Origin of the sequence: Paenibacillus sp. FSL H3-0469 (assembly GCF_038051945.1) — a bacterium.
GTDB lineage: Bacteria > Bacillota > Bacilli > Paenibacillales > Paenibacillaceae > Paenibacillus_AQ.
In genome coordinates this window covers 2,825,208-2,850,907 of the sequence record NZ_CP150302.1, presented here as the reverse complement: position 1 = coordinate 2,850,907, position 25,700 = coordinate 2,825,208, and the positions used below count along the sequence as shown (strand labels likewise).

Genomic DNA, 25,700 nt, shown 5'->3' with positions numbered 1-25,700 from the left:
TTCAATTCGACATCTGTGATCCTTATCCTGCTTACCCCCAGATGCCAATTAGCAAAATTCCGCAAAAAATGACAACCGAGCATATCATCCGCCGCAGGCCCTGCCGCTCCTTCAAGAGCAGCACACCGAGGAGCGTAGCGAATATGGTTCCGATCTCCCGCAGCGGGCTGATGTGGGCAAGCGGTGCCTGCTGAAGCGCGAACAGGAACAGCAGATAGGAGCCCGGATTCAGCACGCTGCCCAGCAGGATGGTAAATGTGCCCCGGCGCCACTCTTCAAGCAGCTTCCGCGATCTCAGGACCGCTGGGGTCAGTCCGGCAACGAAGCCGATATTGGTCACCTCAAGCAGCGCAAGCGGCGACATATGCTGAAGGTTCAGCTTATCGACGAACACGTAGCAGGTAGTGCATAATCCCACGCAGAGGGCCATGAGTATCGGTGTGTAGTAGCCTAAGGCGGTGCCGGGGCCGGAGCCAGAGGAAGCCGGGAGGCTTTTTCTTGCGCCTATTCCACTGAGGACAGCGAAGCCGCCGAGCATGCAGCAGATCCCGATCCAGCCATAGACAGACAATGATTCCTTCAGGAAAATAACCCCGATCAGCGGGATAAGCAGCGTGCTTGTCCCCCGCATCACCGGGTAGATCTGGGACAGATCGCCCATCTCATAGGTTATGGATAAAAGCCAGGAATACAAGGCCTGCAGCGCTACAGACAGCAGCAGCAGAGCGTAAGCGCCGGCGGCCAGCGGCTGTGTCCACAGCTCGATAAGCAGCACCGGCAGCAGCAGCACCGTGGAGACCATCATGATCGACCACAGGAAGATGCTTTTATTCAGGCTTCTTTTGGTGAACATGCTCCACACCGCGTGGCACATTCCGGAAGCCAGCACCAAAAGAATTGGCAGCAGCATGGATTGTCAGCCCCTCAAGAGTAGTTAGTGTTGTGAATCGGCAGTAGGGGTAGGTGTATGGGCAGGCTGTTCTGTGCAACGGGAGCCGTCTGCCAGCCGGAGCCAGGTATCGAAGGACGGATGGTCCTGCTCTAGACGGATGACGCGTGCGCCCCGCTTGAGGTTGTCGTGCCCGTAAGTGTTATAGCCCGTTGCCCGGCCATAGCTGAGACGGATGCCATGCAGTGTGCCGGTGAAATCATTGATATGGTCATGTCCGCAAAAAGTGCCTGCCACATCGCCCATCTCTACGAGCGCAGCGAATAACCCTGAATTCAGAACCGGAGCGCAGACCCGTTCATACTTGTGTCCGTAACAAACCTTCGTGTTCCACATCTCGTCATATTCGGGCAGCGGGATATGGAAGAACGCCAGTGCAGGCCGCTTCGGTTGATCTTCTCCGGGATTCAGCCGCGCAGACTGCTCTGCCAACCAATCCATCTGGTTGCGCCGGACCCAGCTATACCCGGGAATCTGCTCCAGCGGAGAGTAGGCACCCGTATCGAGCATATAGAGGATGGCTCCCGCATGGTTGCCCGCGCCCTCAATCTCCAGGACGTAATTGCTTGAACCGGCAAGTTCCGCCGGACCAGCCTCTGCCAGACACTGGGGAGACTCTTGCGCAATCTCCATCAGCTCGCTGTAGGTCACTCCGTTCTCCGTGTCGTGGTTGCCGAATACGAACGCCCACGGCACACCGGAATTCACAACAGCAGCCACAGCATCGCGGAAGGCCTGCTTGGGGTCTTGGCAAGGCAGCTCGCCTTCACGGACCGGACCCGTATAGATCGTATCCCCTGTGAAAATAACCAGATCCGGCTGCTCCGCCTTCAGCACCAGCTCCATCAGCTCCCGGGTCTGCTGATCCTCTGCTCTTCCATCCATCCAGTGAAGGTCGGTGAACTGTACGATGGTGAAGGTACCGTCTGGCCGAAATGATAATTTACTGTTCATGCGGGAAATCCCCTCTCTTTTCAATCCGATTATGGGTATGGCAGTAATACGTGTGGTGATCTAATAGTGCAGAGTTGTCGACTTGATGTGTTGTTGATTCGTGTCTCTTTGTGTTGTTTCATGTTGATTTTAGGCTCGTTTGGTTATTCTGTCAAGCTTCCTTTATGGCTGATTGTATTCTCTGCAATAGAATTAGCGCGAGATTAGGCAAAAACTCATTCTGCTGTAGTTCATACAATAGTTTTTACTAATATAGCTTCAAAACCTCTTCTTAGCAGAATTCTAGTGTACAAAGTGCAGCAGGCGCTACCTTTCGGACGATTTTGGAGTAATCTGCTGTATAAAATACAATGTGTGCCATACCCATGTATCAACTCACATATCAACTCACATATCTACCAAGGATGTTTCTGTAGCAGGGGTCTCGCATTGACAAGTGGAATTCAGATTCATATACTGGTGAAAACAACATCAATACACTAGAAACAACATTTTGGAAGACGCAACCAAAAAATGAATTTACTAATAGTACCGAAAATAGTGGAGCAGACGCAATTCCTCTTCAAATTACATCTTTTTTCCGAGCGGGCCTTGTTCTTAAGGGCGTTTGGCTTAGCGTACCGGACTGAGGTACTCTTATTTGGGAAGAAAGTCGCCAATTGGGCGAGTAACGGACTCCACAGGCCTTATTCTTTGCACGTCAGCTCCGAAACGTCTTATAGAGAGACTATAAGGTCGCCTGAGTCCGTTAAGCTGCAAAAAGTGGCGTTTTCGCGGGGATAAGATCTCTCCGGTCCGTTAGATTTTGGGTGGATAGGGTTTAACATGCTCATCCATCCTTTTTAATCGGATGCTCTACTAGTTCGTGCAGCAGATTGCATGCTGTTTTTCGCATACATTGGGCCTGCTTACCTTCGCGTAGACGGATCGTATGCTGTTTTTAACATACATTAGGCCTGATACCTTCGCGTATGCAGGTTGTATGCTGTTTTTCGCATACATTTGCCCTGTCTACCTCGTGCAGCAGCCGTCACCGGATTTCTCCCGCGAAAAGTGGCTGAATCATGGGAATCTGGGACAAAAGTGGCTGGAGGGCCAACTATTCTCTGGAGACACGGCTCTCTGGAGACACGGCCATCCCAATACAGAACAAATTTCAAGTACAATCTATATAAAATCCACAACGAACTGGAGGAAGCATGGATGTCGCTGACCTATGAAGAACGCAAGCACACGATTCTCGCCCAGCTGGAGCTTGCGGGGAAGGTGCAGGTGCATTTTCTCGCGGAGCGGTTCGGGGTGACGACGGAGACGATCCGGCGCGATCTGGACCGGCTGGAGAAGGAAGGGCGGCTGCGCAAGGTGTACGGGGGAGCGGTACGAATCCGCTCGGAGAACCATGAGCCTGCGTTCATGAAGCGCGCCCAGACACATCTCCAAGACAAGCAGGCTATCGGCGGGCTGGCCGCCTCACTCATTCAAGACGGCGAGACGGTCATCCTCGACAACGGGACAACGACCCTTGAGATTATGCGCGCGCTGAAGGACCGTACACAGGTGACGGTGATTACGAACTCTGTTCCCGTGCTGAATTGTGCGCTGGAGCAGTTTGCGGGGAAGGTTATTTTTGCCGGGGGCGAGGTGAATGCAGGGTATCAGGCGGCAGTAGGGGGCACCGCGCATGATCTGCTGGGGCAGTTCAAGGTGAATAAGGCGTTCATCTCTGCCGGAGGGATCTCGCTCTCGGAGGGCATTACTGACTACCACCTGGAAGAAGCCCTCATCTCCCGCAAAATGATGGAACGGGCCGAGGAATCTATTCTGGTCGCGGATCATTCTAAATTCGGCATGACTACCTTTGCCCAGATCGCTCCGCTCGAGCATATCTCCATGGTGCTGACCGACAGCGGCTGCTCGGCGGAATGGAAAGATACCTTTGCCCGGCTGGATATCGAGCTGCTGACCGGGGCGTAACACAGAGCTGCACATTATAAATAGCGCCAATCCTTACACTTGTGAAGTGGAGGATTGGCGCTATTTCTTGTTGAAACGGGTGGCCGCCCTTCAAAAGGAAGGCAAAGCCGTTTCTACTTATGTCTATCGGGTAGCTTCCCATGGAGCGAAAACTAGGATCAGCCGATCCAGATCCGCTGCGTGCTATGGTCGCCGGAGCTTGCACCGAGCATGATATCGAAGTCTCCAGGCTCGAACACGAGCTGATCATCCTGGCCGTAGAACATGAGCATGTCTCTGGTGATCTCGAAGGATACCGTCTGCTGCTCATGCGGGGCAAGGGTAATCTGCTTGAAGCCCTTCAGCTCCTTGCCGGGACGGACCACACTTGCGGTAACATCGCGGATATAGAGCTGAACAGTCTCCTTGCCAGTAACCTCTGAGGTGTTCTCCACCTGGATGGAAGCGAGCACCTTGCCGTCTGCCGCAGCTTCTACCGTGAAGCCGCTGTAAGCAAAGGTAGAATAGCTCAGGCCGTAGCCGAAGCAGAACAGCGGATCATTCGGAATATCCAGATAGCGGGTTACATAACGCACATTCGGATACTGGGGATCATAAGGGCGTCCTGTCTGATAAGCGTTATAGTACACCGGAATCTGTCCCACGGAGTAAGGGAAGCTCATGGAGAGGCGTCCGGACGGGTTATAGTCGCCGAATAGCACGTCTGCAATGGAATTCCCTGACTCGGTGCCGAGGAACCAGGCCTGTACCAGCGCGTCACTTGACGCAAGCACTGGCGCAAGCTCCAGCGGACGGCCGCTGAACACAATGGTGACCACCGGCTTGCCAGTTGCCTTGAGACGGTGGATCAGCTTCTCCTGATTGGCGGACAGCCGCAGGCTGGCTTTACTGCCGCCTTCCCCGGTATCCTGCTGATTCTCGCCGACTGCAGCAAGAATCACATCACAGTCCTTCAGCTGCTCGTAAGCCGCTTCGCAAGCATCCTCCACATCGAATACACCCTCCAGCATGCTTCCCAGCTCGCCGGTCATTGCTGTGAGCAGGTCCGCTGCCGGGATTTTGCCGGTGATGCCCTCGTAGAGGGAGACCGCCGGGTCTTTCTCGGTACCGGCCCAGCCGCCAAGAACATTAATTGAGGTAGCGAAAGGACCGGCGAGGCCGATTTTCATGCCGCGCGTAAGCGGCAGGATTCCGCCTTCGTTCTTCAGCAGAACGATCGAGCGGGCGCCCAGCTCGCGTGCTGCCTGAAGATGCTCGGGACTTGGCTTATCGGCTTCATCAGCTACAGGGTCTGCATCCTTGAACGGATTGTCGAACAGGCCGAGGGCATCCTTAAGCTCCAGTACCCGCGTAACCGCTTCGTCGATGAGGCGGAGGTCGAGAAGACCTTCCTCAACCAGCGAGGCAGCGTGGTTCAGATAGTGGGTGGACATCATTTCGATATCGAGTCCGGCTACCAGACTCTTCAGCGCTGCTTCACGTCCGTCTTGCGCTGCGCCGTGGGGCACCAGCTCATTCACGGAGTTGAAGTCGGCGATGGTTACGCCATCGAAGCCCCATTCTTCGCGGAGAATGCCGCGCAGGAGCTTGCTGTTGCCGCTGGAGGGAATGCGGTCAATGGTATTGAACGCAGCCATCACCATAGCGACACCGGCATCTACTGCCGCCTTATAGGCTGGCAGATAGAACTCGCGGAGTACGCCGGTGGACATGTCCACCGTGTTATATTCACGGCCGCCTTCCGGCGCGCCGTAGCCGGCGAAATGCTTCACGCAGGCAGCGATCCGCCCCGGCTCCTTCAGGTCCTTGCCCTGGTAGCCCCGGACCATGCTCTCGGTCACCCGGGCGTTCAGGTAAGGGTCCTCACCAGAGGTCTCCATGACCCGGCCCCAGCGCGGATCGCGCACGAGGTCGGTCATCGGAGAGAAGGTGAGGTGAATGCCGGCGGCAGCGCTCTCCCGCGCAGCTACCTCAGCGAACTGCTCGCAGGCATCGAGATCGAAGGAACAGCCCATGGCGAGCGGAATCGGCAGAATGGTCCGGTAGCCGTGAATGACATCGGCCATGAAGATCAGCGGGATCTTCAGGCGGCTGGATTCCAGATGCCGGGTCTGCAGCTCAATGACGTTCCGTGCGCCGATGCCGTTCAGAACGCTTCCGATGCTTTTGATCACCTGCGGCTCGATATTAAGTTCTTTGAATGGACCCGTCAAATCCACGGTATCATCCAGACCCCAATAGTACGGACCAAGCTGGGTAAGCTGGGCTAACTTCTCGTCTAGTGTCATATCGTTCACGAGATCCTGGATAAACGGTTTAGTCATGGCTAACTCCTTCGTAAGCGTACTGAAAGTTATTGTGTTACATAGATATGCAGCTCATCGCCGGGCAGGCTCAGCAGGTGATTCTTGGCAATGCTTACCGCGCCCGGGCGGTATGGATTCGGCAGAACCTGGCCGGTAACAGCAACGCCTGCTGCCTGCACTTCCGGGGTGCGGGCCTCACCTGCGCTGATGTGATAGACGAAGGTCATCTTCTTGCCGAAGCACTCATAAGTGAAGCGCAGACCGTCAAGGCTGGCCGGAAGGACCGGATCGATAATCAGCTCTTCTTCACTGAAGCGGATACCCAGCACGGCTGAGATCAGCTGATTGAGATAGATCCCCGGACCGCTGGAATACAGCCGCCAGCCGCCCTTCACCTCAACGCTGCCGTCACGCAGCTGGTCGAAGTTCTCCTGATAGCTGTAACGGTCAGGGAAGTCGCCGTCCGAGCTGCTGAAGTACATGTTACTCTGGCGCAGCTGGGCATTAGGCACGCTCTGCCGGATGTTGATCGGGTTGATCTGGAACAGGCCGTCCCAGGCCCGCTTCGCTTCGCCCAGCTTGGCTGAAGCTTCAATATAGCGGATATGGGCATGTACATATTGCAGGCTGATCTCACGGCCGACGCTGGCTGCTTGCTCCGCACGGCGGAAGATGGTGCTTACGCCGCCTTCATAGCGGGCAGGACGGTCCATCAGGCGCACGCCGTCCGGGCAGTTCAGGTGTTCATCGATCAGGCGCAGATTGGCTGCGGCCTGCTCCGGTGTAACCAGCTCGGCAATGATGCTGCGGGTCATCGGCAATAACCGGTATTGAATGCCGGTCTGCTGATCCAGCGGATGAAGCATGTAGTCAATGCTGCCGTCCTCCTGGAAGTAAGCGAAGCCGGCGATCACGCCGTCTTTAATCAAGAGGGTACGGAATGATTCCTTCATCTCTTCGGCCATAGTTGCCAGGCTGGAGGAGAATTCAGCATCGGCGGAAGTCACCTGGGACAGATTGCGGATCACCTGGAAGGCGAGTGCTACTGTCCAGGCGCTGACCAGCTTGGTCTTAAGCGCCTCATTGGCAGGCTGCAGGGTATCATCCCAGTCGCCGCCGGCATAGTTGATCAGGGCCGTGCCCGGGATGAAGCGTTCACGGATGGTCTCTACGGCAGCCTTCACGTGGGCAAGGACAGTCTCAGTCTGCTGGCTTGGCTGAGCGTCAGCCAGATGGTGATAGCCGATCTCTTCGTTAAGAATCGCGTAGTCTCCGGTAGCCATGATGTAATCGCTGATGCATTTCAGCGGCCAGAGCACTACGTCGCCATGCCATTCATGGGCCTGGACCGGGTGCTGGTCGAACATGAACCATTGCGGCCATTCCTTGCTCTCCCACAGCTGATGCGAATAGATCTTCAGCAGAACATTGCGGGCCAGCTCATAATGCTGGGTCATCAGGAAGTATTCCATTGGGCCCTGGCAGACATCGCGTGTACCCCAGGCTGCTCCGCCCGGCTGTTCAAGACCATGCGGCATGATGAAGTGGGTCATCGCATTATGGGTGTACCACCATGCGGTCTCATTCAGAATATCGATCCGTGACTGCTCGGCTCCATCCAGTTCAAGCTGGAAGCCGGAAGTGAACGAAGCGTAGAATTCGTTATACTGTGCCTGCTCCTTCTCCAGTGTGTAAGGGGCAGTCAGCGGAAGAGCCTCTGCTGCTGTAAGTCTGCCCTGAAGCACGAGCTGGAAGCCGGAGGACTGCGTTACCGACAAGGTAAGCAGAGTGCCGTTGCGCGGCTGTTTGTCGGCATAGAACATCCGGTCGTCACTATACGTATAGGAAGTTTCCGGCAGCTGGATATCGAAATGCAGGCCCGGATAAGGAAGCTTCTGAAGTAATGCTTCATCAGGAAGCAACTGCAGGATGCCGTCCTTCTCTTCTACCCGTACTGGATGCTGGAATTCATGCTCGCCCATGACCAGCTGGTTCGTGATCAGATAATCATAGGATCTGCCCAGCTTCGACTGAACCTGAAGGGCAACATCCGGCTGACCCGCTGCGGCGATTGAGGTAACGGTCAGTACATCATCCTCAAGCTGATAGTGCCATTTCGCAAAATTCACGCCCATCTCGTAAGCCGCAGGCAGCGTAAGAATCCGGTAGACCCCGTCCATGCGGACGTAGATCCGCTGACCGCTGTTCCGCTGAATATTCAGCAGGCCGCGCGGCGTGGAGAGCCCTTTATGGAAAGAGGTATTCCCCACCACAGTCTGCCCATTGAAAATACCGTACATATAGTTAGTGGATGAGATCAGGTTGTTGTCTACCTGCTTGTCGCCCAGCAGCGAGGTGATGATATGGCCATGCGGACGTTCCACCAGCAGCTCCTTAGGCTGCAGAACCACATGGACATGCCCGTCTGTGAAGAAGGAGAGCAGCTGGCCGTTCTCCATCTCCTCAAGCTTCCGGTTAGGGAAGGCAGCATCGATCTCGGCCTGTGACCACTGCGCGGAGACATAAGGCTTGCCGATATCGTCACTCAGTACAGGGACATCCCGGTTTGGCACGGCTTCCTTGCCGCTCCAGTCGATCTCTGCGTAAGCTGCCTGCAGCTCAGCCTGGAATTCAAGCTCAGTTACAGCAGCGGGATGATTCGGACGGAATAGGCCGTAGAAGGCGAATTCTACCGGAGCCGACAGGACCATAGTCTCGGTCTGGAGAGCGGTATAAGCCAGCTCGTATTGATAATTACGGTTCTGCAGATTGCCGTTAAGCGCTTCAGGCACATAATTGCCTTTATAGGAAATGCCGAAGAACTGCATACCATCCGTGGAATAGCCTACAGCCCGTGAGCCGACTACACCTTGCTGGAGATACGGGAAGTCTGTTCCCTGCGGCTGGTTCTGGCGCGAGCAGACGGCGTAGCCCTGCGGGCCTTCCCAGATGCTGTGATCCAGATACTGGCTCATGTAGAGCTCATTGGCGAGAATGCCGCCTTTGTCTGCAATGCCGACATCCTGGCCATACACTACATCTACAGTCTCACCGCTGCCGGAGAGCTGAAGCTGCCAGAACCAGATGCCATCCTTGGCCGGTGCGAAGGTAACGCGGTAGCTGATTGCTTCTATAGAACCTTCAAAAATCAGGTTGTCGTCGGTACGTGACAGCTTGGAGCCCGCCTTAATACCCAGCAGCGGATAGCTCTGGATTCCTTGCTCCTTATATACGCGCAGATAGATATTATTGGAAGAGCCATCTGCCGGATTACCCTGGAACAGATTAATTAGAGTGGAGCCCTGCGTGAATTCAAAAATATCTCCTGTAGGCAGGAATGTATACGACAGGTCATCCCGGGTTAAGGTAATCATGTTCATTTGTTGTTTGAATATCATATCGTGCCTCGCTTTCCAGTGCTTAAGTTAGGACATGAAATCGATCAGAACGGGGGAATTCATCATCAGATGTCACAAAAAGGGCTGACATGTCCATGTAAAGAATAAATAGAAACGTTTCCATAGGCGATACATTTCGAGTTTAGACTTTTGACTGAAAAAAGTCAATTATCTATAAAAAAAACGCCTTTTCATCTATTATGTACAGCGAAATGTAATTTTATTACTTGTTATTTAAAAATAAAAAATGTTTGACAGCGTATACAAGGAAGGAGTATGCTCTGAGCAAGGGGAAACACAAAGAAATAATGGAAACGTTTCTATATGGTCGAAAAGGGTTAATTAGTTGCAGTGGAATGCAATGTTTAATTTGGAGGTGGGTTCATTGGCAAGATTTGTACAATCGGGCGGAAATGTTGTCCGGGAATTATTGAAGAACAAAGTGTTGTATCTCATGCTGCTGCCTGTCATTGTGTATTTTGCTGTGTTTCATTATGCGGTAATGCCTGGCGCTTACGTTGCATTCGTAGATTACAAGCTCAACAAAGGGATCTTCGGCAGTGACTTTATCGGACTCAAGAATTTCGAGTTCCTGATTCAGAACGGAGACCTCTGGAATATCACCAAGAATACTTTGCTCTACAATCTGGTGTTCCTTGCACTAGGTAACATCATCCAGATTGTATTTGCCATCATGCTGTCGGAGATTGCAGGCAAGTGGTTCAAGAAGATCTCCCAGTCGGTTATTCTGCTTCCGAACTTCATCTCGATGGTTATCGTCGGCGTGTTCGCGTATAACCTGTTCAATTTCAACTCCGGGTTTATCAATACGATGCTTACCAGTACGGGCTTAGACAAGATTGAGTTCTACTCCGACGCTGGAATCTGGAAATACATCATTGTAGCGTTCAAGATCTGGGCAAGTACCGGTTACGGTATGATTGTCTATCTGGCAGCCATTACGGGGATTAACCATGATCTCTACGAAGCAGCGTATATGGATGGCGCCACTACCTGGCAGCGTATCCGTTATATGACTCTGCCGATTCTGAAGCCAACCTTCATTCTGCTCCTCCTGTTCGGTATGGGCGGAATTCTCAAAGGCTCCTTCGACCTCTTCTACAATTTGATTGGAACAAACTCCGTGCTGTATCCGCAGACGGATATTATAGATACGTATGTCTTCCGGTCGCTCGTGGGACAATTTAACTTCTCCATGGGTGCTGCAGTAGGCTTCTACCAATCCTTATTCGGTCTGGTGCTGGTGCTTGTCGTTAACTTTATTGTGCGCAAGGTTGAGCCGGATAGTGCGTTGTTCTAAGACAAGATAAGAAACAGGGGTGTTAATATGGCAAGTAATACTATTAAACAGGATTCAGGCAGCATTTTCATTAAGGTGATCAGCTACATTTGCATCTCCGTATTTGCCCTGTTCTGTGTGTTTCCTTTTGCGCTGATGATTTCTTCCTCCTTCATGAATGAGCAGGAGATTATCCGCGAGGGGTACAAGCTGATACCGAATGAGGTCTCTTTCAAGGCCTATGAATTGTTGCTCAGTAACTCCTCCAAACTGGTGGATGCTTATCAGGTAACGATCTTTATCACAGTCGTCGGTACGGTGCTCGGGCTGTTCATGATGTCCATGGCCGGATTTGTCCTGAACCGCAAGGATTTCAAATACCGTAACTTCTTCTCCTTCCTGATCTATTTCACCACCTTGTTCAGCGGAGGATTGATTCCGACTTACATCCTGATGGTTAAGCATCTGCACCTCAAGGACAACCTGTTCGCCATGATCCTGCCGGCGGTGGTAGGGGCGTGGTCGATCTTCCTGATGCGTAACTTCATGAAGGCAATCCCGGATTCCCTGTATGAATCAGCGACGATTGACGGCGCAGGCGATTTCCGCATCTACTGGCGGATCTTCATGCCGCTGGCGGTTCCGTCACTGGCAACGATTGGTCTGTTCTCGGCACTGGGCTTCTGGAATGAGTGGTACAACGGGATGCTGTACATGGACACTCAGAGCAAATTCCCGCTCCAGTACTTCCTGCAGCGCATGATCAATCAGGCGAATATGGGCAGTCTCATCAACTCGGGGGCGGTCATTAATACAGCCGATCTGCCGACCCAATCGATCAAAATGGCTACAGCCGTGCTGGCCACAGGCCCGATCATTCTCCTGTATCCATTCATTCAGCGTTACTTCGTAACCGGTCTTACCATCGGTGCTGTTAAGGGTTAATGGACGCCTGCTTCAATTTGAAGGGTGTTTGTTATAGATGCAAGATCCAATATAGAAAAGAAAAGGGAGGCTTACCGAATGAAAGGTAAAAAGATTGCTTCTTCTCTAGCTGCTGTCCTCATGCTTACTGGAGTGCTATCCGCTTGTTCGTCAAGCAATAATGCAAATGGAAATACGGGTTCGTCGAATACTCCATCCTCTTCCACTAATTCCGGAGGCGTAGACACTTCTAAGGAAGCGAAGCTGACGTACTACCTGTGGGGCAGTGAGGGAGTTACCAATAAAGACATTCTGGCTGAGATTAACAAGAAGCTTAAGGCTGATCTGAATACTACGCTTGAAATCAAATATATTGACTGGGGAGACGTAGCAACCAAGTATCCGCTGTTGTTCGCTTCCGGCGAATCGTTCGATCTGTCGCATGCATCTCCGGGTGCTCCTGTGTCTTACTACACCCTGGCTACTGAAGGTGCGCTGACTGACATTACCGACATGCTGGATAAGGTAGCGCCTAAGCTGAAGGCTGAGGTTCCAGAATCCTCCTGGCAGAACACCAAGGTGGACGGCAAAATCTACGGCGTACCGAGTCTTTTCAGTGAATATACGCCTGCCGGTTATGCCTACCGTACCGATCTGCTGAAGAAATACGGCATGACTGACATTAAGTCTGTTGATGATATGGTTAAATACATGGATAATGTGGTTGCCAATGAATCCTTCCCGCCAATTAACGGTAAGGCTGAGGATGCACAGAACATGTACAGAATGCTCGTTGATACTACAGGCATGTGGCTGAACGCACCTGGTATCTCACTCAATGAATTGAACCTGGTCACTAAGAGCCCAGAGGATTACAAGACTGTATTCCATCCGGCCTTCACCCAGGAATTCGAGGATTGGGCTGTGAAAATGCGTGAGTGGGGCGACAAGGGCTACTGGGGTAAAGATGTTCTGTCTGCTTCCCTCGGCAGCAAAGACAACTTCAGAGCCGCGAACTCTGCAGGTTATCTGACTCATGCCCAGGACTGGATCGGCCAGTATGGCGGAGATATCAAGGCGCTGCCTGATGCTCCTACAGCTTTCTATACTTTTGCTGAAGCCAACAAGAAAATCAAACGTAAAATGGGTGTAGACAACTCAACCGTTATCAGCGCCAATTCCAATAATCCAGAGCGCTCTCTGATGGTTATTGAGAAGTTCATGACAGATAAGAGCTACTACGATCTGATGCAGTACGGTATTGAAGGCAAGCACTATATCATTGAAGACGGCGTGAAGAAACAGCCTCCAGGCTTCAATGAGAAAACAGATGGCGGCGGCTTCTCGGCTTGGTCGCTCAGAAACGATAAGTTCGTGATCCCTAGTGATACTGAGAACCCGGTCCGTAAAGAACTGTTCGCTGCATGGGATAAAGAAGCGATCGATGATCCGTACAACGGCTTCAGCTTCGACCCGGCTAATGTAACTACTGAAATTGCTTCGATCTCTAACGTGAATGCACAGCTTGGTATCCAGCTCATGCTGGGTAAAACAAACAAAGATCCAAAAACGGCTGTAGCTGAATACCGCGATCAGCTGAAAAAAGCAGGAGTTGACAAGGTCATTGCCGAAGTAGAGAAACAATTGGCAGAATTTACACCTGTTAACTAAAAGAATGTATAGGTTACAGGGGAGCTATATCTTATAGCTCCCTTACCTGTAAATGGGGGAGTAGAGTGGACGTAAACATTAAGGATATCGCGAGGATATCCGGTGTCGGCATCTCAACAGTGTCCAGAGTCATTAATAACAAGGGTCTGGTGAGCGATGCCACCCGGGAGAAGGTACTGAGTGTCGTCAAGGAATATAACTATATTCCCAATTCCAATGCCCGAAATCTGAAAACAACCCAATCCAAGAATATTGCACTCATGGTCAAAGGGATCACTAACCCGTTCTTCTCCATTATGATTAAGGAGATTGAACGTCAGGTCAATCTGCGCGGCTATCCGTTTCTTATCCATCAGGTTGAGGACGGCACCGATGAGATTAATGCGGCTATTCAGCTGGTGAAGGAGAAGAATCTCAGCGGAATTATTTTCATGGGCGGTACCTATAATCACTCCGAAGAGAAATTCAAGCAGTTAACGGTTCCATTCGTACTTACGACCATCACTACCTCACAGGAAGTGGACCCGTCCATCTTCTCAAGCGTAACGATCGATGAATCCAAGGAAGCCTATAAGGCGACCTCTTATTTACTTTCACTTGGTCATCGGAACATCGGCTTTCTCGCCAAATCCCCCTTACTGGAAGACACCACAGGCAGCCGCCGCCTTCTTGGCTACAAAATGGCGCTGGAAGAACATAACATACCTTATAATCCGGGATTTGTAGAGGATTGTGAATACAGTCCAAGCTCAGGCTTCAATGCTGCACGCAGACTGCTTAACCGTGACAGAACGGTAACCGCTATCTTTGCGGCCTCCGATACGATTGCGATCGGTGCGGCCAAAGCTGTGCTTACCGCAGGCTTATCTATCCCTGATGATATTTCCATCATTGGCTTCGACGGTATTGAGATGGCTGAGTACTATCATCCTGCGCTGGATACGATCAGCCAGCCGGGCACTGAAATGGCACTGTCCAGTGTGGGCGTGCTGTTCGACCTGATTACCAAACATTCTTCCCATCAGCACATTGTCTATGATGCGGTATTGCTCAAACGGGGCTCTTGCAAGATGATTAAGGGCCGGTAACAGCAGGGCGCTGACTATAAAATCAACTGGAGTTGACAACTACATGCAAGATTCACTGAGAATAGGGACGCTTGTACGCGGCGGCGAAGCCGTCCAGGTCATTCCGCAGATTGTGGAGCATGGCTTCGAATCCTTTCAACTGAATTTCTGGCAGACGACAGGCGGAATCGATCTGGTGGAGACCGCAGCCAGGGTCCGGGAGCTGGCGGCGGAGCATCACTTCGTCATCTCTGCTGTCGGGATCTACGGCAATCCGCTTGGCGGCGGGCCGGAGGCTGAGACGGAGGCCACCTTGGCAGGCTGGGAGCAGCTGATTGAGCACGCCCACTTGTTCGGGACGGACCTTATCGGCGGCTTCACCGGACGGCTGCCCGGCTCGTCGATTGACGAATCGCTTCCGAGATTCGCCGAGGTGTTCGGGGAATTGTCGAAGCGGGCAGCAGATAAGGGGCTGCGGATTGCTTTTGAGAACTGTGCGATGGGCGGGAGCTGGCAGAAGGGGGATTGGAATATCGCCCATAACCCTACAGCTTGGGAGAAAATGTTCAACGCGGTTACAGCAGATAACCTGGGTCTTGAATGGGAGCCTGCCCACCAGCTGACCGCGCTGATTGATCCGGTTCCGCAACTGCGCAAATGGGTGGATAAGATCTTCCATGTTCATGGCAAGGACGCGACGATTGCCTGGGATATAGTCAAGGAGTACGGAATTCATGGTCCGAAGCCTTATGTGTGGGACCGGACGCCGGGCTTCGGGGATACGAACTGGACGGATATTATCACGATTCTCCGGCAGGGCGGCTATCAGGGCACGATTGATATTGAAGGCTGGCATGATCCGGTCTACCGGGACGAGCTGGAAATGACAGGCCAGGTTCATGCATTGAATTACCTGAAACATTGCCGGGGCGGCACTATGACACCCAATCCGGTTGTATGAGTGTAAAAGAAAGACCTCATGATTCACATCTCCTGATGTGGCCGTGAGGTCTTTTTGGTTGTAGTGATGTGATTAGATGAATCGCTTGATGGTCCAATAGGGGACGGTGAAGGTCCCTTTATTCGTTTCAATATGCAGTTTATCTGCGGAGTGGTCGATTTGGCATTTTCCGGTATACGTTTCTCCGCTGATCAAGTGCACACGCTGGCATAGATTGGAGAGAAGTGCATGCTGAATATCCTGTTTAATCATACCGTCCACTTCCTCCTTGAATGCATTGCTTGTAAATCTCTATACTTATTATTAAACATGGATAGGACATTTTAACAGCAAAATTGGTTACAGTTTTGTACCATTTCACACCTGAATAGTCGGCCTCAGATGGAGTAACATATTCATGTGCCTTCGGAGTGACGTTCTGTAGAGAGGGTAATATATATTTAGGAGGTGTTACCGATGAATAGAACGACCAGATTAGAGCAGATAACCGTAACTCTTCTTACCGCAGGTCTACTTGCCCTGTCAGGCTGGGGAGCGGCGGCTTCCCCGGTTCAGGCGGCGGCAGCTTCGGCCGCGGCACCGGCTTGCGGGACTGGAGATCACGGGCTGCTTCAGGATTTGCAAAAGGCACATAGCGGAGCTGACAGCATTCCGCTCACCTTCTCGGATGTGGAGTTTCTGAACGCGAATGTCGGGCGCGCCGCCGGGAACGGCTTCCTGATTGGAACCTCGGACGGCGGCTGCCATTTCCAGAAGATCTATGAAGGACAGTGGAGCTTCCAGCAGATTGATTTCCCGGATAATGTTCACGGCTGGGCGCTTGCTGCCGTCAAGGACGGGCAGGCTAAATACCTGCTAAGAACGGCAGACGGCGGCTCTACGTGGACAAGGCTGTCGAACCAGGCAGTAACCTTTGAACGGATAGAGTTCCTGGACAAGAGCCAGGGCTTCGGCTACAACCGCGCATCTATATATTATACGACGGATGGCGGGGAGAGCTGGAGTCTGATCAAGACGCCTGCCAACACACGCGGAGCGGAATTCACCAGCCGGAATAACGGCTGGGCTGTGGTGGTTGTTCCCGGCAGCGGCTATCGGGTAATGAAGACAACTAACGGCGGAGCAGCCTGGAAGCAGGTACTTAGCGCTTCCACCCCAGAGGCGAATTACGGACAGATCTACGCCAAGGACAGTCAGGTATATGCGCTGCTGTACGGCGGCGTCGGCATGTCGCAGACCTCTTATTCCCTCTACGGAAGCTCTAATTCCGGCGGCAGCTGGACCCGGGTGATTGCCCAGGAGACCGCGGGCGGCGGTCCGGCTCCGGGCAGCGGAGCAGCCGTATCGAAGAAGGGGCCCGCTTCGGGCACCCCCGGCAATATGGTGCTGACCGGCACACAGACTGCCTTCCTGGCAGGATACCAGCCGGCAGCAGAGCAAGTGGGTATCGGGGTCACCAAGAACAACGGACAGAGCTGGAAGAATCAGCAGACGGTTCCCGGCTTCGAAGGAACGATCTCGTTCACTGATGCCAACCAAGGCTGGATGGCTGTGAAGGGGATGAACAGCTCCACCCTCTACGTGACGAAGGATGCAGGCGCTACCTGGACAGCGCGGTTTTCTTTTGAGACGGCAGGGCGGTAGGTTGTTCTTAAGGTAATGATGAATGACGAAGGTGACTGACGAAGAAGAGTGACGAAGAAGAGTGACGAAGATGAATGACAAAGATGACTGACAAATGACGAAGGTCAAGGACAAAGACGGGTCTTCTCCCTATGGGGGCGGGCCCGTCTTGCTTATTCTAATAGGAGCATTCAGCCCACGCGCCGCTCGCCGTTCCTTTGTAATCGGTTTTTCGATTACATTTGGCCCACGTGCCGCTCCTCGTCCCATTATAATCGGTTTTTCGACTACTTTCGGCCCACGCGCCGCTCGCCGTTCCTTTGTAATCGGTTTTTCAATTACATTTGGCCCACGCGCCGCTCGCCGTCCCGTTGTAATCGGTTTTTCGATTACATTTGGCCCACGTGCCGCTCCTCGTCCCATTATAATCGGTTTTTCGATTACATTTGGCCCACGCGCCGCTCGCCGTCCCGTTGTAATCGGTTTTTCGACTACATTTGGCCCACGTGCCGCTCCTCGTCCCATTATAATCGGTTTTTCGACTACATTCGGCCCACGCGCCGCTTGCCGACCCGTTGTAATCGGTTTTTCAATTACATTCGGTGCTCACAAGCAGGCAACCGGCCTGAATGTATGCGAAAAACAGTATGCGTTGTGTTCGGCTGAAACGATACCGTCTTTAAAATGGACGGGAAAGCCGTTTCTACTGTGGTGCAGCAGAATGACAGGTATTGTGGAGAATAACGTTAGCTTTGGTGTAATACTTGGGAGGAGCGGGTAATGGGATAGCATAGGGGGTGAAGCATGGTTAGACCTGTGAGAATACTGTGGATCAGCGCTGTTGTGGTGAATATTGTAGGCTTGGCCCTCTTTGTCCTGCTGACGAGCCCAGGGTTCAGCCAAGGGTTCATCCTGGATGTCATAAATATATTGCTGCTGCAGATATTAGGCATCCCCTCTGCGGTTTTGGTTGTTGCATCGCTTCTTCTGTTGAAGTACACAAGGAAACCGCCAGGCTGGGCGGGGTACATAGGAATCTTCATCATGATAGGAGCGTTATTGTGGATTGGGGGATATTTTCTGCTTTTTGCGTGGCTGATGACATTCGAGAACGTCCGGTAAAAAATAATACTTTACTGATCGTTCTCGAATATGCTAAGATCCTGATACGAAAGAAATTATTTTTTTGACAATATTAGAACGATTGGTCTCAAATAAAAACGATAAGGAGTGGTAACGATGGGGAAGCTTGACGGGAAGGTTGCATTGATTACTGGAGGGAATAGCGGGATTGGGCTGGCTAGCGCAAGGTTATTTGTGGCGGAGGGCGCCAGAGTGGTCATTACCGGCCGTAATCCGGTATCCCTGCATGCGGCGGTAGAAGAGCTGGGTGCGGAGTATGCGGTTGCTGTGCAGGGGGATGCGACTGATCCGCAGAGTGCGGTGAAGGCTGTGAATGCAGCGATAGAGGCTTTCGGCAGACTGGATGTGGTCTACGCGAATGCAGGAATCGCGGGCTACACACCGCTGGGTAGCACAGAGCTTGCCGCCTTCGAGGAAGTGCTCCGGGTCAATGTGACCGGTACCTTCTTCACCGTCCAGGCTGCGCTGCCTCATCTGAAGGCCGGAGCCTCCGTCATTCTGACCGGCTCTGTACTGGCCAAGGCCGGAAGACCCGGGAACTCGGCCTACGCCGCCAGCAAAGGAGCGGTTAGCAGCATGACCAAAGTTCTGGCCTCCGAGCTCTCCCCGCTGGGCATCCGCGTCAACAACATTGCGCCCGGCGTAACGCGCACTCCGATCTGGGGAGAATCAGCGATGGATAACTGGAAGCAGGTTGAGGCAGGCATGGCTCTTTCGATTCCGCTGGGCCGCGCGGCTGTGCCGGAAGAGGTCGCCAAGGTAGCGCTGTTCCTGGCCTCCGAGGATTCGTCGTATATCCAGGGCGCAGATATCGCCGTCGACGGCGGAGCGGGCAGCTCTCCGCTGGGCGCACCAATATACCGCCAGAACGCGTAAGGATGGCGAGTGGCAGGGAAAGCGGATAATGGCAGGAAAAAGTGGCTAGTGGCAGGAAGCACCTTGAAGGTGCTTTTTTGCGTTAAGAGTGAAGCAAGGGCAAAGGGAGTGGGAGTATATCTGATTTCACCGGACGCAGGCTGAAAGAGTATAGGAGTAGTCCGAAATGTATGCGAAAAACCGGATACAATTTGTTTGCCGGCATTCACCAGTGTGATAAGATGAACTGGCATATGTAAAAATATGTTATTCTCACTCTCAGCTAAAATCCTATTTTTGAATGGAGGTTATCCGCATGAGGCTTACTAACCGGGGTACGATAATTGCTGTTGTGGTACTCGTTGTCTTAGCAGGAGGGATCTACCTGTCGCTAACCGGGTTACCCTATAAAAGAAGTCAAATCGCTAATGAGGTCAAAGCCTACCTGATTCATACCAGAGCATATCCCGAAGCAAATATTCAAGCGGTCCGGGGAGTCTATAGCCTGAAATCGGGCGATTATGAAGCGGAGGTAAGGTATAAGGATGAACCTGACCAGCATTACACCTATGCCAAAGTGAATGGAGTGTTCAGACTCATCGGAGTCAGCAGCATGTACGGAAGACATATAGATGAAACATTTTATTGAAGATTGTTTCCAGGTAAGAGGTAATTGTTCTGTGCTGTCGAATAAGAGAATATACATAAGGATGGAAAAGCTTGCATGCAAGGCGGATGTGTTGTAAACGCTCACAATAGATGCAGGAGGCGAACAGGATGGACGGTAGCAAGTCGTTAATCTATCAAATTCTCAAGACGATTGAAGAGGGCAAAGAACCGGTACTGGAGAACCTGGAGGGAGTGACGGTTGGGGGCTTCCACAGTGCGCTTGAGCAGATTGTTGAGAACAAGCTGGCGAATAACATCAGCTTCTCGCTCAGCGGCAAAGGAAAGAAAGCGGTCCGTGTCGTGGATACGAGCGGCTCCAAATTGACGGCGCAGGGCGTAAATTATATCCATGTCCAGGATAGCCGCACTTACTAGCTATTTATAAAGAACAAGACAACACCCGCAGAAGCGGAGAGATGATCTCCTGCTGCGGGTGTTTCATTGCGCGGTGGCTGCCTATTCACCAGTCTTGATGATCCAGACCTCCGGCAGATTACGGTATTGCTCGGCATAGTCGAGACCGTAGCCGACGACGAATTCGTCCGGAATGTCAATCCCGCTGTAGTCAATGGGGACATCGACCAGGCGGCGGGAAGGCTTGCTGAGGATGGTACAGATGCGTACGCTGGCGGCTTCGCGCAGGGCGAACAGCTGCTGCAGATGCTGAAGTGTCAGCCCGGTGTCGATCAGATCCTCGACGAGCAGGACATGCTTGCCCCGGATATCAATGTCGATATCCTTCTTAATCGTGATGACACCGGAAGAGGTGGCGCTGGCACCGTAGCTGGAGACCGACATATAATCGATGCCAACCGGAAAAGTAATCTCCCGCATCAGGTCGGACATGAATACAGCACCGCCCTTAAGAATACCGATAAGGACAAGCTCCTTGCCTTCGTAGTCGCGCGATATTTCAGCGCCCAGCTCCTGTACTCGCTGCTGTAGCTGGTCCTTGCTGACCAGAACTTTGGTAATTTGGCTCATGACTGACGCTCCTTATGGATCAGGATGGGATCAGGAAGATGATCTGTCCTTTTCCTTAAGCATAACATCATGTGCGCCTCCTTCAAAGATCGTTGTCGAGGAGACCAGGGTAATCTTGGCCTTCTGCTGCAATTCCGGGATGGTTAGCGCGCCGCAATTGCACATGGTGGACTTGATTTTGCTGATGCTGAGATCAAGATTATCCTTCAGCCGTCCGGCATAGGGGATAAAGGAATCTACCCCCTCCTCGAATTCCAGCTTGCTCTCTTTATCGGCATTGCCGAAGTCATAACGCTGCCAGTTGCGGGCCCGGCTGGAGCCTTCGCCCCAATATTCCTTCACGAAGTTCCCGCCGACCAGCAGCTTGCGTCCGGGACTCTCATCGAATCTGGCGAAATAGCGCCCAAGCATCACGAAGTCAGCGCCCATCGCCAGCGCCAGCACAATATGATAGTCATAAACAATTCCGCCGTCCGAGCAGATGGGGACATAGATACCAGTCTGCTCATAATATTCCTGGCGCGCCGCCGCCACTTCGATAACGGAGGAGGCCTGGCCCCGGCCGATGCCCTTTTGCTCGCGGGTGATGCAGATGGAGCCGCCGCCGATACCGACTTTGATGAAATCGGCCCCTGCCTCCACGAGATACAGGAAGCCCTCCTTGTCGACAACATTGCCTGCGCCGACCTTCACGCTCTCCCCGAAAGTCTCCTTAATATAATGAATAGTCTCCGCCTGCCACTCCGAATACCCGTCAGAGGAATCGATACACAGGATATCTGCTCCAGCCTCCACCAGCGCCGGTACACGCTCCTTGTAATCCCGCGAATTGATTCCTGCACCCACGATGAGCTGTTTGTTGTCGTCATGCAGCTCCAGCGGATACTCCTGATGGCTGTCATAATCCTTGCGGAAGACCAGATGCACGAGATGGCCGCTGGCATTCACGATCGGCAGGCAGTTCAGCTTATGATCCCAGATCATGTCGTTCGCTTCTGTGAGCGTGATGCCTTCTTCGGCGTAGATCAGCGAAGCGAGCGGGGTCATGAATTCCGTAATCGGGCAATCCGGCGGGAGGCGGTTCTCGCGGTAATCCCGGCTGGTGACGATGCCCATCAGTCTGCCCGTTGGTTCTCCGTTGTCTGTAACCGCAATGGTGGAGTGGCCGCTGCGCGCCTTCAACACCAGCACATCCTGAAGCGTATCTTCCGGGCGCAGGTTCGAGTCACTGAGAACGAATCCGGCTTTGAATTTTTTGACCCGGCGGACCATTTCGACCTGCTGTCCGATAGACTGGGAACCATAGATGAAGGAGATGCCTCCGCTTTTGGCTAGCGCAATCGCCATGTTGTGGTCGGATACCGCCTGCATGACCGCCGAAGTCACGGGGAGGTTCATAGTCAATGCCGGTGTCTCTCCCCGGCGGAATTTGGTTACCGGTGTGCTAAGATCCACATTTCCGGGAATGCAATCTTTGGTGGTCAGGCTGGGTACCAGCAGGAATTCACTGAAGGTTCTTGAAGGCTGCTCGTAATAATAAGCCATGGCTTGTCACTCCCCTGCTATTTTTGGACAATTCATACCTGGGACAGGAACCTGACGGGTGCTCCAATGTCCGCTTCCAGCTGCTTGTAATGCTCCCCTTTGGCCAGAATTGCCTGCACGCCGACAAGTTCGATGTTCATCACAGACAATTGAGCAGCAATGCAGCGGATCGTAGCGCCTGAACTAATCACATCATCCAGCAGCAGCACGCGGTCACCGGAAGAGAAGCCGTCAAAATAGATATAATTCTCATTATACGCCGTCTCGCGCCGGACACTAACCTCATAATTCTCATACAGCTCCGTACTGAGGCGCAGAATATTCATCGGCTTCATCAGCTTGTAGGCAGCCAGCATACCCCAGGTATGACCGCCGGGTTCAGGGGAGACAATGTAATCAAAATCGGGAAATTGCTCCGCTACAGCATCCGCCAGATTGTGAGTGATTTCACGGATCAGCTCGGGGGCGATATACGTTCCGCGTTCTCCGAAGGGGTAGAGCTTGAAGTCATAGGCGGTGTCCTTGTTCTTGTTGATCCTCACATTTCTGGCCTTACGGATCGATTCACTTAAGCTTGCGTAGGATGCACTCATTTGCCCTCACTCCTTCTATTATAATGGATGCTAAAAACCCCAGGCTAAAGGAGGCGCAGTCCAGAGCAGGATACATCAGCAGAGAAAAGCCCGGTTTCACCCGTAAGCTCACACTGATTTATCCAGCAGGGGTCTGGCCTCTTGTAGCCTGGGGCAATTTACGGTTGCCTGTAGATACGCCCATTCCGGATTAACGGGCTTATACAAGAGAGGTTTGAAAGGACATAACTGACACAATGTTAACTCGGGAAAGGAGAATTAGGTCGTTTTTGCTACATATGTTATAAAAGTTAACTCAGATCATTTGTTATATGCTATCATCCGCAATAAAGTGTGTCAATGTTTCATCAACATGTTATATTTAATTACTTATGCACTTATTTATAATAATTATTATCTGCAATTCATAAATAGTTCAAAGGTTTTGTTAAAAGCCGTATTTTGATGTGATATACTTAACACAGCGTTTTGAGATCTTGTGAAATTGATTCTATTATTTGCTGATAAGCAGTAACAGCGCCTACACCAATGAATATAGATTAGGATGGTGAACAAGCGATGCATATTGTCGTCGTTGGCCTGAATTACCGTACGGCTCCCGTAGAGGTGAGGGAACAGTTCGCTTTTGCCGAGAAAGATCTGCCTGCTGCGCTTCATCAGCTGCTGCAGACGAAGAGCGTTCTGGAAGGGGTCGTTGTCGCCACCTGTAACCGGACGGAAATTTATGTGGTCGTGGACCGCCTTCATATGTGCGGATATTTCATCCGCAGCTTCATGGAGCAGTGGTTCGGAGTAAGAAGTGATGTATTTACGCAACATATGTATATATATGAAGACGAGCAGGCGATTGCCCATCTGATGCGTGTCACCTGCGGTCTGGATTCCATGGTGATTGGCGAGACACAGATTCTGGGTCAGGTGCGCAGCGCCTTCCTGACGGCTCAGGCGGAAGGGGTTACCGGAACCTGGTTCAACCGGCTGTTCAAGCAGGCGGTGACGCTCGGCAAGCGTGCGCATAGTGAGACCTCGATCGGCGAGAGTGCGGTGTCGGTCAGCTATGCGGCAGTGGAGCTGGGGAAGCGAATCTTCGGCATGTTCACCGGCAAAAGAGTGCTCATTCTCGGCGCCGGCAAAATGAGCGAGCTGACGGTCAAGCATCTTTACAGCAGCGGCGCGGCGGAAGTCATTGTCGCCAACCGTACCTTGTCCCGTGCTGTAGAGCTGGCCGAGAAATTCTCGGGTAAACCCCGCACGATTGAAGAGGCGCTGAAGTCTCTGGATGAAGTGGATATTGTGATCAGCTCCACGGGTGCGGACGGCTATGTGCTGACGGCAGCCCAGGTAGCCGAGGGCATGAAGCGCCGCCCTTCACGGCCGCTGTTCATGATCGACATTGCTGTGCCACGGGATATTGATCCTGCCGCTGCCAGTGTGCCGGATGTGTTCCTCTATGATATTGATGATCTGGAGGGCATTGTGGAGAGCAATCTGGAGATGCGCCGCAGTGAAGCCGCCAAGATTGAGGTTATGATTGAAGGTGAGATGGAGGAATTCCAGCAATGGCTGAAGACGCTGGGAGTCAGACCGGTGATCCGTGCGCTGCAGGACAAGTCAAACGGAATTTATGAAGAAACGATGGATAGTCTGTTCAACAAGCTGCCTGAGCTGGATGAGCATCAGCGCAAGGTGATCCGCCGGCTGACCAAGAGCATCGTCAACCAGATGATGCACGATCCGATCAACGTGATTAAGGAGATGTCCGGCGGCAAGCAGGGGAATGAAGCGCTGGAATATTTCACTCAAATCTTCGCCCTGCAGGAGCAGCTGGATGCAGGTCCGGCCGGTGAAAGTGTTGAACCGCTTCAGCGCAGCGCTGCTGAACGGCCCTCCGGCGGAGAGATCCGTGTGCCGGGAGCGGTGCTTACCCCAGCCGGTTTGCTGGGCGGGTGAGCCACATGCTACTGCTGAACGGAATATATGATGCCGCTCTGCTGCTATATGCCCTGAGCCTGCTGTTTGTTTTCTCGGATTGCCTTCGGCGTAATCCGGGCGGAAAGCGGCTGGGCACAGGGCTTCTTGCTGTCGTAGGCCTGCTTCAGCTGACCGGCCTTGCGATCCGCTTCTCCCAGGAGGGCGGATTGCCAATTTTCACGCCTTATGATTTCCTGTTCTGGTTCTCCTTCAGCATGGTGGTTACCTCGTTTGCCGTGACGTATACACGCGGCGGTGAGTTCACGGTGCTGCTGCTCAGCATGGCGGGCTTCAGCGTATTTCTGCTGAACCGGGTATGGCTGACGGCAGAGGATCATACGCTGCAGAGCTGGAGTGCGGTGCACGGGTGGCTGGCGATGCATGTCATTTTGGCGAATCTGAGCTTTGCCGCACTGACACTGGGGACGGTATTTGCGATAATGTATCTGTTCCTGCATACGAAGCTGAAGAATAAGAAGTGGGATGACCGCGTCCGCAGGCTGCCCAGCCTGGAGACGATGGACAAATATTCCTACACGGCGATCCTGGCCGGAGTACCACTGCTGCTGGCCTCGCTGATTCTGGCGGGTCTGTCGATTGTAGCGGAAGGGCGGACACCGCTGTTTCAGGATACGAAGGTCCTGACTACGCTTACGGGCCTGGGCGTCTACATCGTCTACCTTGTGCTGAAGTTCTCCGGCCGCCGAAGCGGTACAGTCATGGCCCGCTGGGCGATTGCGGGGTACGGCTTCATTATTCTTAATTTCCTGCTGAATTCCTGGTCGGAGTTCCATGGCTGGGGCGGGGAATGAA

21 protein-coding genes and 1 riboswitch are annotated in these 25,700 nt (G+C 52.6%); of the genes, 13 read left to right on the top strand and 8 right to left on the bottom strand.

Annotated features, from left to right (window positions below; all coding sequences use genetic code 11):
- Nucleotides 1-31: 31 nt before the first annotated feature.
- Complete coding sequence (locus tag NSS83_RS12350; protein ID WP_341184247.1) at nt 32-910, bottom strand: EamA family transporter; 879 nt, start codon at nt 908-910, stop codon at nt 32-34.
- 24 nt (nt 911-934) lie between these two features.
- On the bottom strand, nt 935-1,903 hold the full coding sequence (locus NSS83_RS12345) for a metallophosphoesterase family protein (RefSeq protein WP_341348325.1): 969 nt from the start codon (nt 1,901-1,903) through the stop codon (nt 935-937).
- 1,203 nt (nt 1,904-3,106) lie between these two features.
- Here NSS83_RS12345 and NSS83_RS12340 point away from each other — a divergent pair.
- A complete protein-coding gene (locus NSS83_RS12340; protein WP_341184249.1) occupies nt 3,107-3,877 on the top strand; it encodes a DeoR/GlpR family DNA-binding transcription regulator in 771 nt (256 codons plus the stop codon).
- A gap of 158 nt (nt 3,878-4,035) precedes the next feature.
- Here NSS83_RS12340 and bglX read toward each other — a convergent pair whose 3' ends face one another.
- Nucleotides 4,036-6,201 (bottom strand): beta-glucosidase BglX, encoded by a 2,166-nt coding sequence (bglX, locus tag NSS83_RS12335; RefSeq protein WP_341184250.1) that lies wholly within the window; start codon nt 6,199-6,201, stop codon nt 4,036-4,038.
- Nucleotides 6,202-6,230: 29 nt separating this feature from the next.
- A complete protein-coding gene (locus NSS83_RS12330; RefSeq protein ID WP_341348324.1) occupies nt 6,231-9,581 on the bottom strand; it encodes a cellobiose phosphorylase in 3,351 nt (1,116 codons plus the stop codon).
- A 385-nt stretch (nt 9,582-9,966) separates the two neighbouring features.
- Between NSS83_RS12330 and NSS83_RS12325 the strand changes: the two genes are divergently transcribed.
- The 5 genes from NSS83_RS12325 (at nt 9,967) to NSS83_RS12305 (ending at nt 15,504) form a co-directional block, all read left to right on the top strand.
- Complete coding sequence (locus NSS83_RS12325) at nt 9,967-10,902, top strand: ABC transporter permease subunit (RefSeq protein ID WP_036725975.1); 936 nt, start codon at nt 9,967-9,969, stop codon at nt 10,900-10,902.
- Nucleotides 10,903-10,929: 27 nt separating this feature from the next.
- Entirely contained in the window at nt 10,930-11,826 is an 897-nt protein-coding gene (locus NSS83_RS12320; protein ID WP_340938624.1) for a carbohydrate ABC transporter permease, read from the top strand.
- A gap of 78 nt (nt 11,827-11,904) precedes the next feature.
- A complete protein-coding gene (locus NSS83_RS12315) occupies nt 11,905-13,476 on the top strand; it encodes a DUF3502 domain-containing protein (RefSeq protein ID WP_341184252.1) in 1,572 nt (523 codons plus the stop codon).
- Nucleotides 13,477-13,541: 65 nt separating this feature from the next.
- Nucleotides 13,542-14,564 carry a LacI family DNA-binding transcriptional regulator gene (locus NSS83_RS12310; RefSeq protein ID WP_341348323.1) on the top strand — a complete coding sequence of 341 codons (1,023 nt, stop codon included), beginning with the start codon at nt 13,542-13,544 and terminating at the stop codon, nt 14,562-14,564.
- Nucleotides 14,565-14,607: 43 nt separating this feature from the next.
- A complete protein-coding gene (locus NSS83_RS12305) occupies nt 14,608-15,504 on the top strand; it encodes a sugar phosphate isomerase/epimerase (RefSeq protein WP_341348322.1) in 897 nt (298 codons plus the stop codon).
- A gap of 72 nt (nt 15,505-15,576) precedes the next feature.
- On the opposite strand, the gene NSS83_RS12300 is transcribed toward NSS83_RS12305, so the two are convergent.
- A complete protein-coding gene (locus tag NSS83_RS12300; RefSeq protein WP_341184254.1) occupies nt 15,577-15,756 on the bottom strand; it encodes a hypothetical protein in 180 nt (59 codons plus the stop codon).
- 204 nt (nt 15,757-15,960) lie between these two features.
- Between NSS83_RS12300 and NSS83_RS12295 the strand changes: the two genes are divergently transcribed.
- The 5 genes from NSS83_RS12295 to NSS83_RS12275 all read left to right on the top strand — a co-directional run bounded on the left by NSS83_RS12295 (nt 15,961) and on the right by NSS83_RS12275 (nt 20,169).
- A complete protein-coding gene (locus NSS83_RS12295) occupies nt 15,961-17,148 on the top strand; it encodes a hypothetical protein (protein WP_341348321.1) in 1,188 nt (395 codons plus the stop codon).
- Between the two features lie 783 nt (nt 17,149-17,931).
- Nucleotides 17,932-18,249 (top strand): hypothetical protein, encoded by a 318-nt coding sequence (locus NSS83_RS12290; RefSeq protein ID WP_341348320.1) that lies wholly within the window; start codon nt 17,932-17,934, stop codon nt 18,247-18,249.
- Between the two features lie 117 nt (nt 18,250-18,366).
- Nucleotides 18,367-19,146, top strand: coding sequence for a glucose 1-dehydrogenase (locus tag NSS83_RS12285; protein ID WP_076162166.1), 780 nt, complete (start codon nt 18,367-18,369; stop codon nt 19,144-19,146).
- Nucleotides 19,147-19,441: 295 nt separating this feature from the next.
- Entirely contained in the window at nt 19,442-19,774 is a 333-nt protein-coding gene (locus NSS83_RS12280) for a DUF3139 domain-containing protein (RefSeq protein WP_341348319.1), read from the top strand.
- 128 nt (nt 19,775-19,902) lie between these two features.
- The gene (locus tag NSS83_RS12275; protein ID WP_340752076.1) at nt 19,903-20,169 is read left to right on the top strand and encodes a hypothetical protein; all 267 of its coding nucleotides are present in this window, start codon (nt 19,903-19,905) and stop codon (nt 20,167-20,169) included.
- Nucleotides 20,170-20,250: 81 nt separating this feature from the next.
- Here NSS83_RS12275 and hpt read toward each other — a convergent pair whose 3' ends face one another.
- Genes hpt through NSS83_RS12260 form a run of 3 tightly spaced genes read right to left on the bottom strand, consistent with a single transcriptional unit; the run spans nt 20,251 to nt 22,916 of the window.
- Nucleotides 20,251-20,778 carry a hypoxanthine phosphoribosyltransferase gene (gene hpt, locus NSS83_RS12270; protein ID WP_341348318.1) on the bottom strand — a complete coding sequence of 176 codons (528 nt, stop codon included), beginning with the start codon at nt 20,776-20,778 and terminating at the stop codon, nt 20,251-20,253.
- Nucleotides 20,779-20,808: 30 nt separating this feature from the next.
- Entirely contained in the window at nt 20,809-22,323 is a 1,515-nt protein-coding gene (locus NSS83_RS12265) for an IMP dehydrogenase (RefSeq protein WP_341348317.1), read from the bottom strand.
- A gap of 32 nt (nt 22,324-22,355) precedes the next feature.
- On the bottom strand, nt 22,356-22,916 hold the full coding sequence (locus tag NSS83_RS12260) for a phosphoribosyltransferase (protein WP_341348316.1): 561 nt from the start codon (nt 22,914-22,916) through the stop codon (nt 22,356-22,358).
- Between the two features lie 124 nt (nt 22,917-23,040).
- A riboswitch (purine riboswitch) is annotated at nt 23,041-23,143 on the bottom strand.
- 331 nt (nt 23,144-23,474) lie between these two features.
- On the opposite strand from NSS83_RS12260, the gene hemA reads away from it, so the two are divergent.
- Together hemA and ccsA are read left to right on the top strand one after the other, a co-directional pair.
- Nucleotides 23,475-24,866, top strand: coding sequence for a glutamyl-tRNA reductase (gene hemA, locus NSS83_RS12255; protein ID WP_341184270.1), 1,392 nt, complete (start codon nt 23,475-23,477; stop codon nt 24,864-24,866).
- A 5-nt stretch (nt 24,867-24,871) separates the two neighbouring features.
- Entirely contained in the window at nt 24,872-25,699 is an 828-nt protein-coding gene (gene ccsA / locus NSS83_RS12250; protein WP_340950627.1) for a cytochrome c biogenesis protein CcsA, read from the top strand.
- The last annotated feature ends 1 nt before the right edge of the window (nt 25,700 follow it).

What these genes read in the sequence shown, in the direction of transcription:
- NSS83_RS12350 (WP_341184247.1), bottom strand. Translation starts at nt 910, where the DNA reads ATGCTGCTGCCAATTCTTTTGGTGCTGGCTTCCGGAATGTGCCACGCG.
- NSS83_RS12345 (WP_341348325.1), bottom strand. Translation starts at nt 1,903, where the DNA reads ATGAACAGTAAATTATCATTTCGGCCAGACGGTACCTTCACCATCGTA.
- NSS83_RS12340 (WP_341184249.1), top strand. Translation starts at nt 3,107, where the DNA reads ATGTCGCTGACCTATGAAGAACGCAAGCACACGATTCTCGCCCAGCTG.
- bglX (WP_341184250.1), bottom strand. Translation starts at nt 6,201, where the DNA reads ATGACTAAACCGTTTATCCAGGATCTCGTGAACGATATGACACTAGAC.
- NSS83_RS12330 (WP_341348324.1), bottom strand. Translation starts at nt 9,581, where the DNA reads ATGATATTCAAACAACAAATGAACATGATTACCTTAACCCGGGATGAC.
- NSS83_RS12320 (WP_340938624.1), top strand. Translation starts at nt 10,930, where the DNA reads ATGGCAAGTAATACTATTAAACAGGATTCAGGCAGCATTTTCATTAAG.
- NSS83_RS12315 (WP_341184252.1), top strand. Translation starts at nt 11,905, where the DNA reads ATGAAAGGTAAAAAGATTGCTTCTTCTCTAGCTGCTGTCCTCATGCTT.
- NSS83_RS12305 (WP_341348322.1), top strand. Translation starts at nt 14,608, where the DNA reads ATGCAAGATTCACTGAGAATAGGGACGCTTGTACGCGGCGGCGAAGCC.
- NSS83_RS12300 (WP_341184254.1), bottom strand. Translation starts at nt 15,756, where the DNA reads ATGATTAAACAGGATATTCAGCATGCACTTCTCTCCAATCTATGCCAG.
- NSS83_RS12295 (WP_341348321.1), top strand. Translation starts at nt 15,961, where the DNA reads ATGAATAGAACGACCAGATTAGAGCAGATAACCGTAACTCTTCTTACC.
- NSS83_RS12290 (WP_341348320.1), top strand. Translation starts at nt 17,932, where the DNA reads ATGGTTAGACCTGTGAGAATACTGTGGATCAGCGCTGTTGTGGTGAAT.
- NSS83_RS12285 (WP_076162166.1), top strand. Translation starts at nt 18,367, where the DNA reads ATGGGGAAGCTTGACGGGAAGGTTGCATTGATTACTGGAGGGAATAGC.
- NSS83_RS12280 (WP_341348319.1), top strand. Translation starts at nt 19,442, where the DNA reads ATGAGGCTTACTAACCGGGGTACGATAATTGCTGTTGTGGTACTCGTT.
- NSS83_RS12275 (WP_340752076.1), top strand. Translation starts at nt 19,903, where the DNA reads ATGGACGGTAGCAAGTCGTTAATCTATCAAATTCTCAAGACGATTGAA.
- hpt (WP_341348318.1), bottom strand. Translation starts at nt 20,778, where the DNA reads ATGAGCCAAATTACCAAAGTTCTGGTCAGCAAGGACCAGCTACAGCAG.
- NSS83_RS12265 (WP_341348317.1), bottom strand. Translation starts at nt 22,323, where the DNA reads ATGGCTTATTATTACGAGCAGCCTTCAAGAACCTTCAGTGAATTCCTG.
- NSS83_RS12260 (WP_341348316.1), bottom strand. Translation starts at nt 22,916, where the DNA reads ATGAGTGCATCCTACGCAAGCTTAAGTGAATCGATCCGTAAGGCCAGA.
- hemA (WP_341184270.1), top strand. Translation starts at nt 23,475, where the DNA reads ATGCATATTGTCGTCGTTGGCCTGAATTACCGTACGGCTCCCGTAGAG.
- ccsA (WP_340950627.1), top strand. Translation starts at nt 24,872, where the DNA reads ATGCTACTGCTGAACGGAATATATGATGCCGCTCTGCTGCTATATGCC.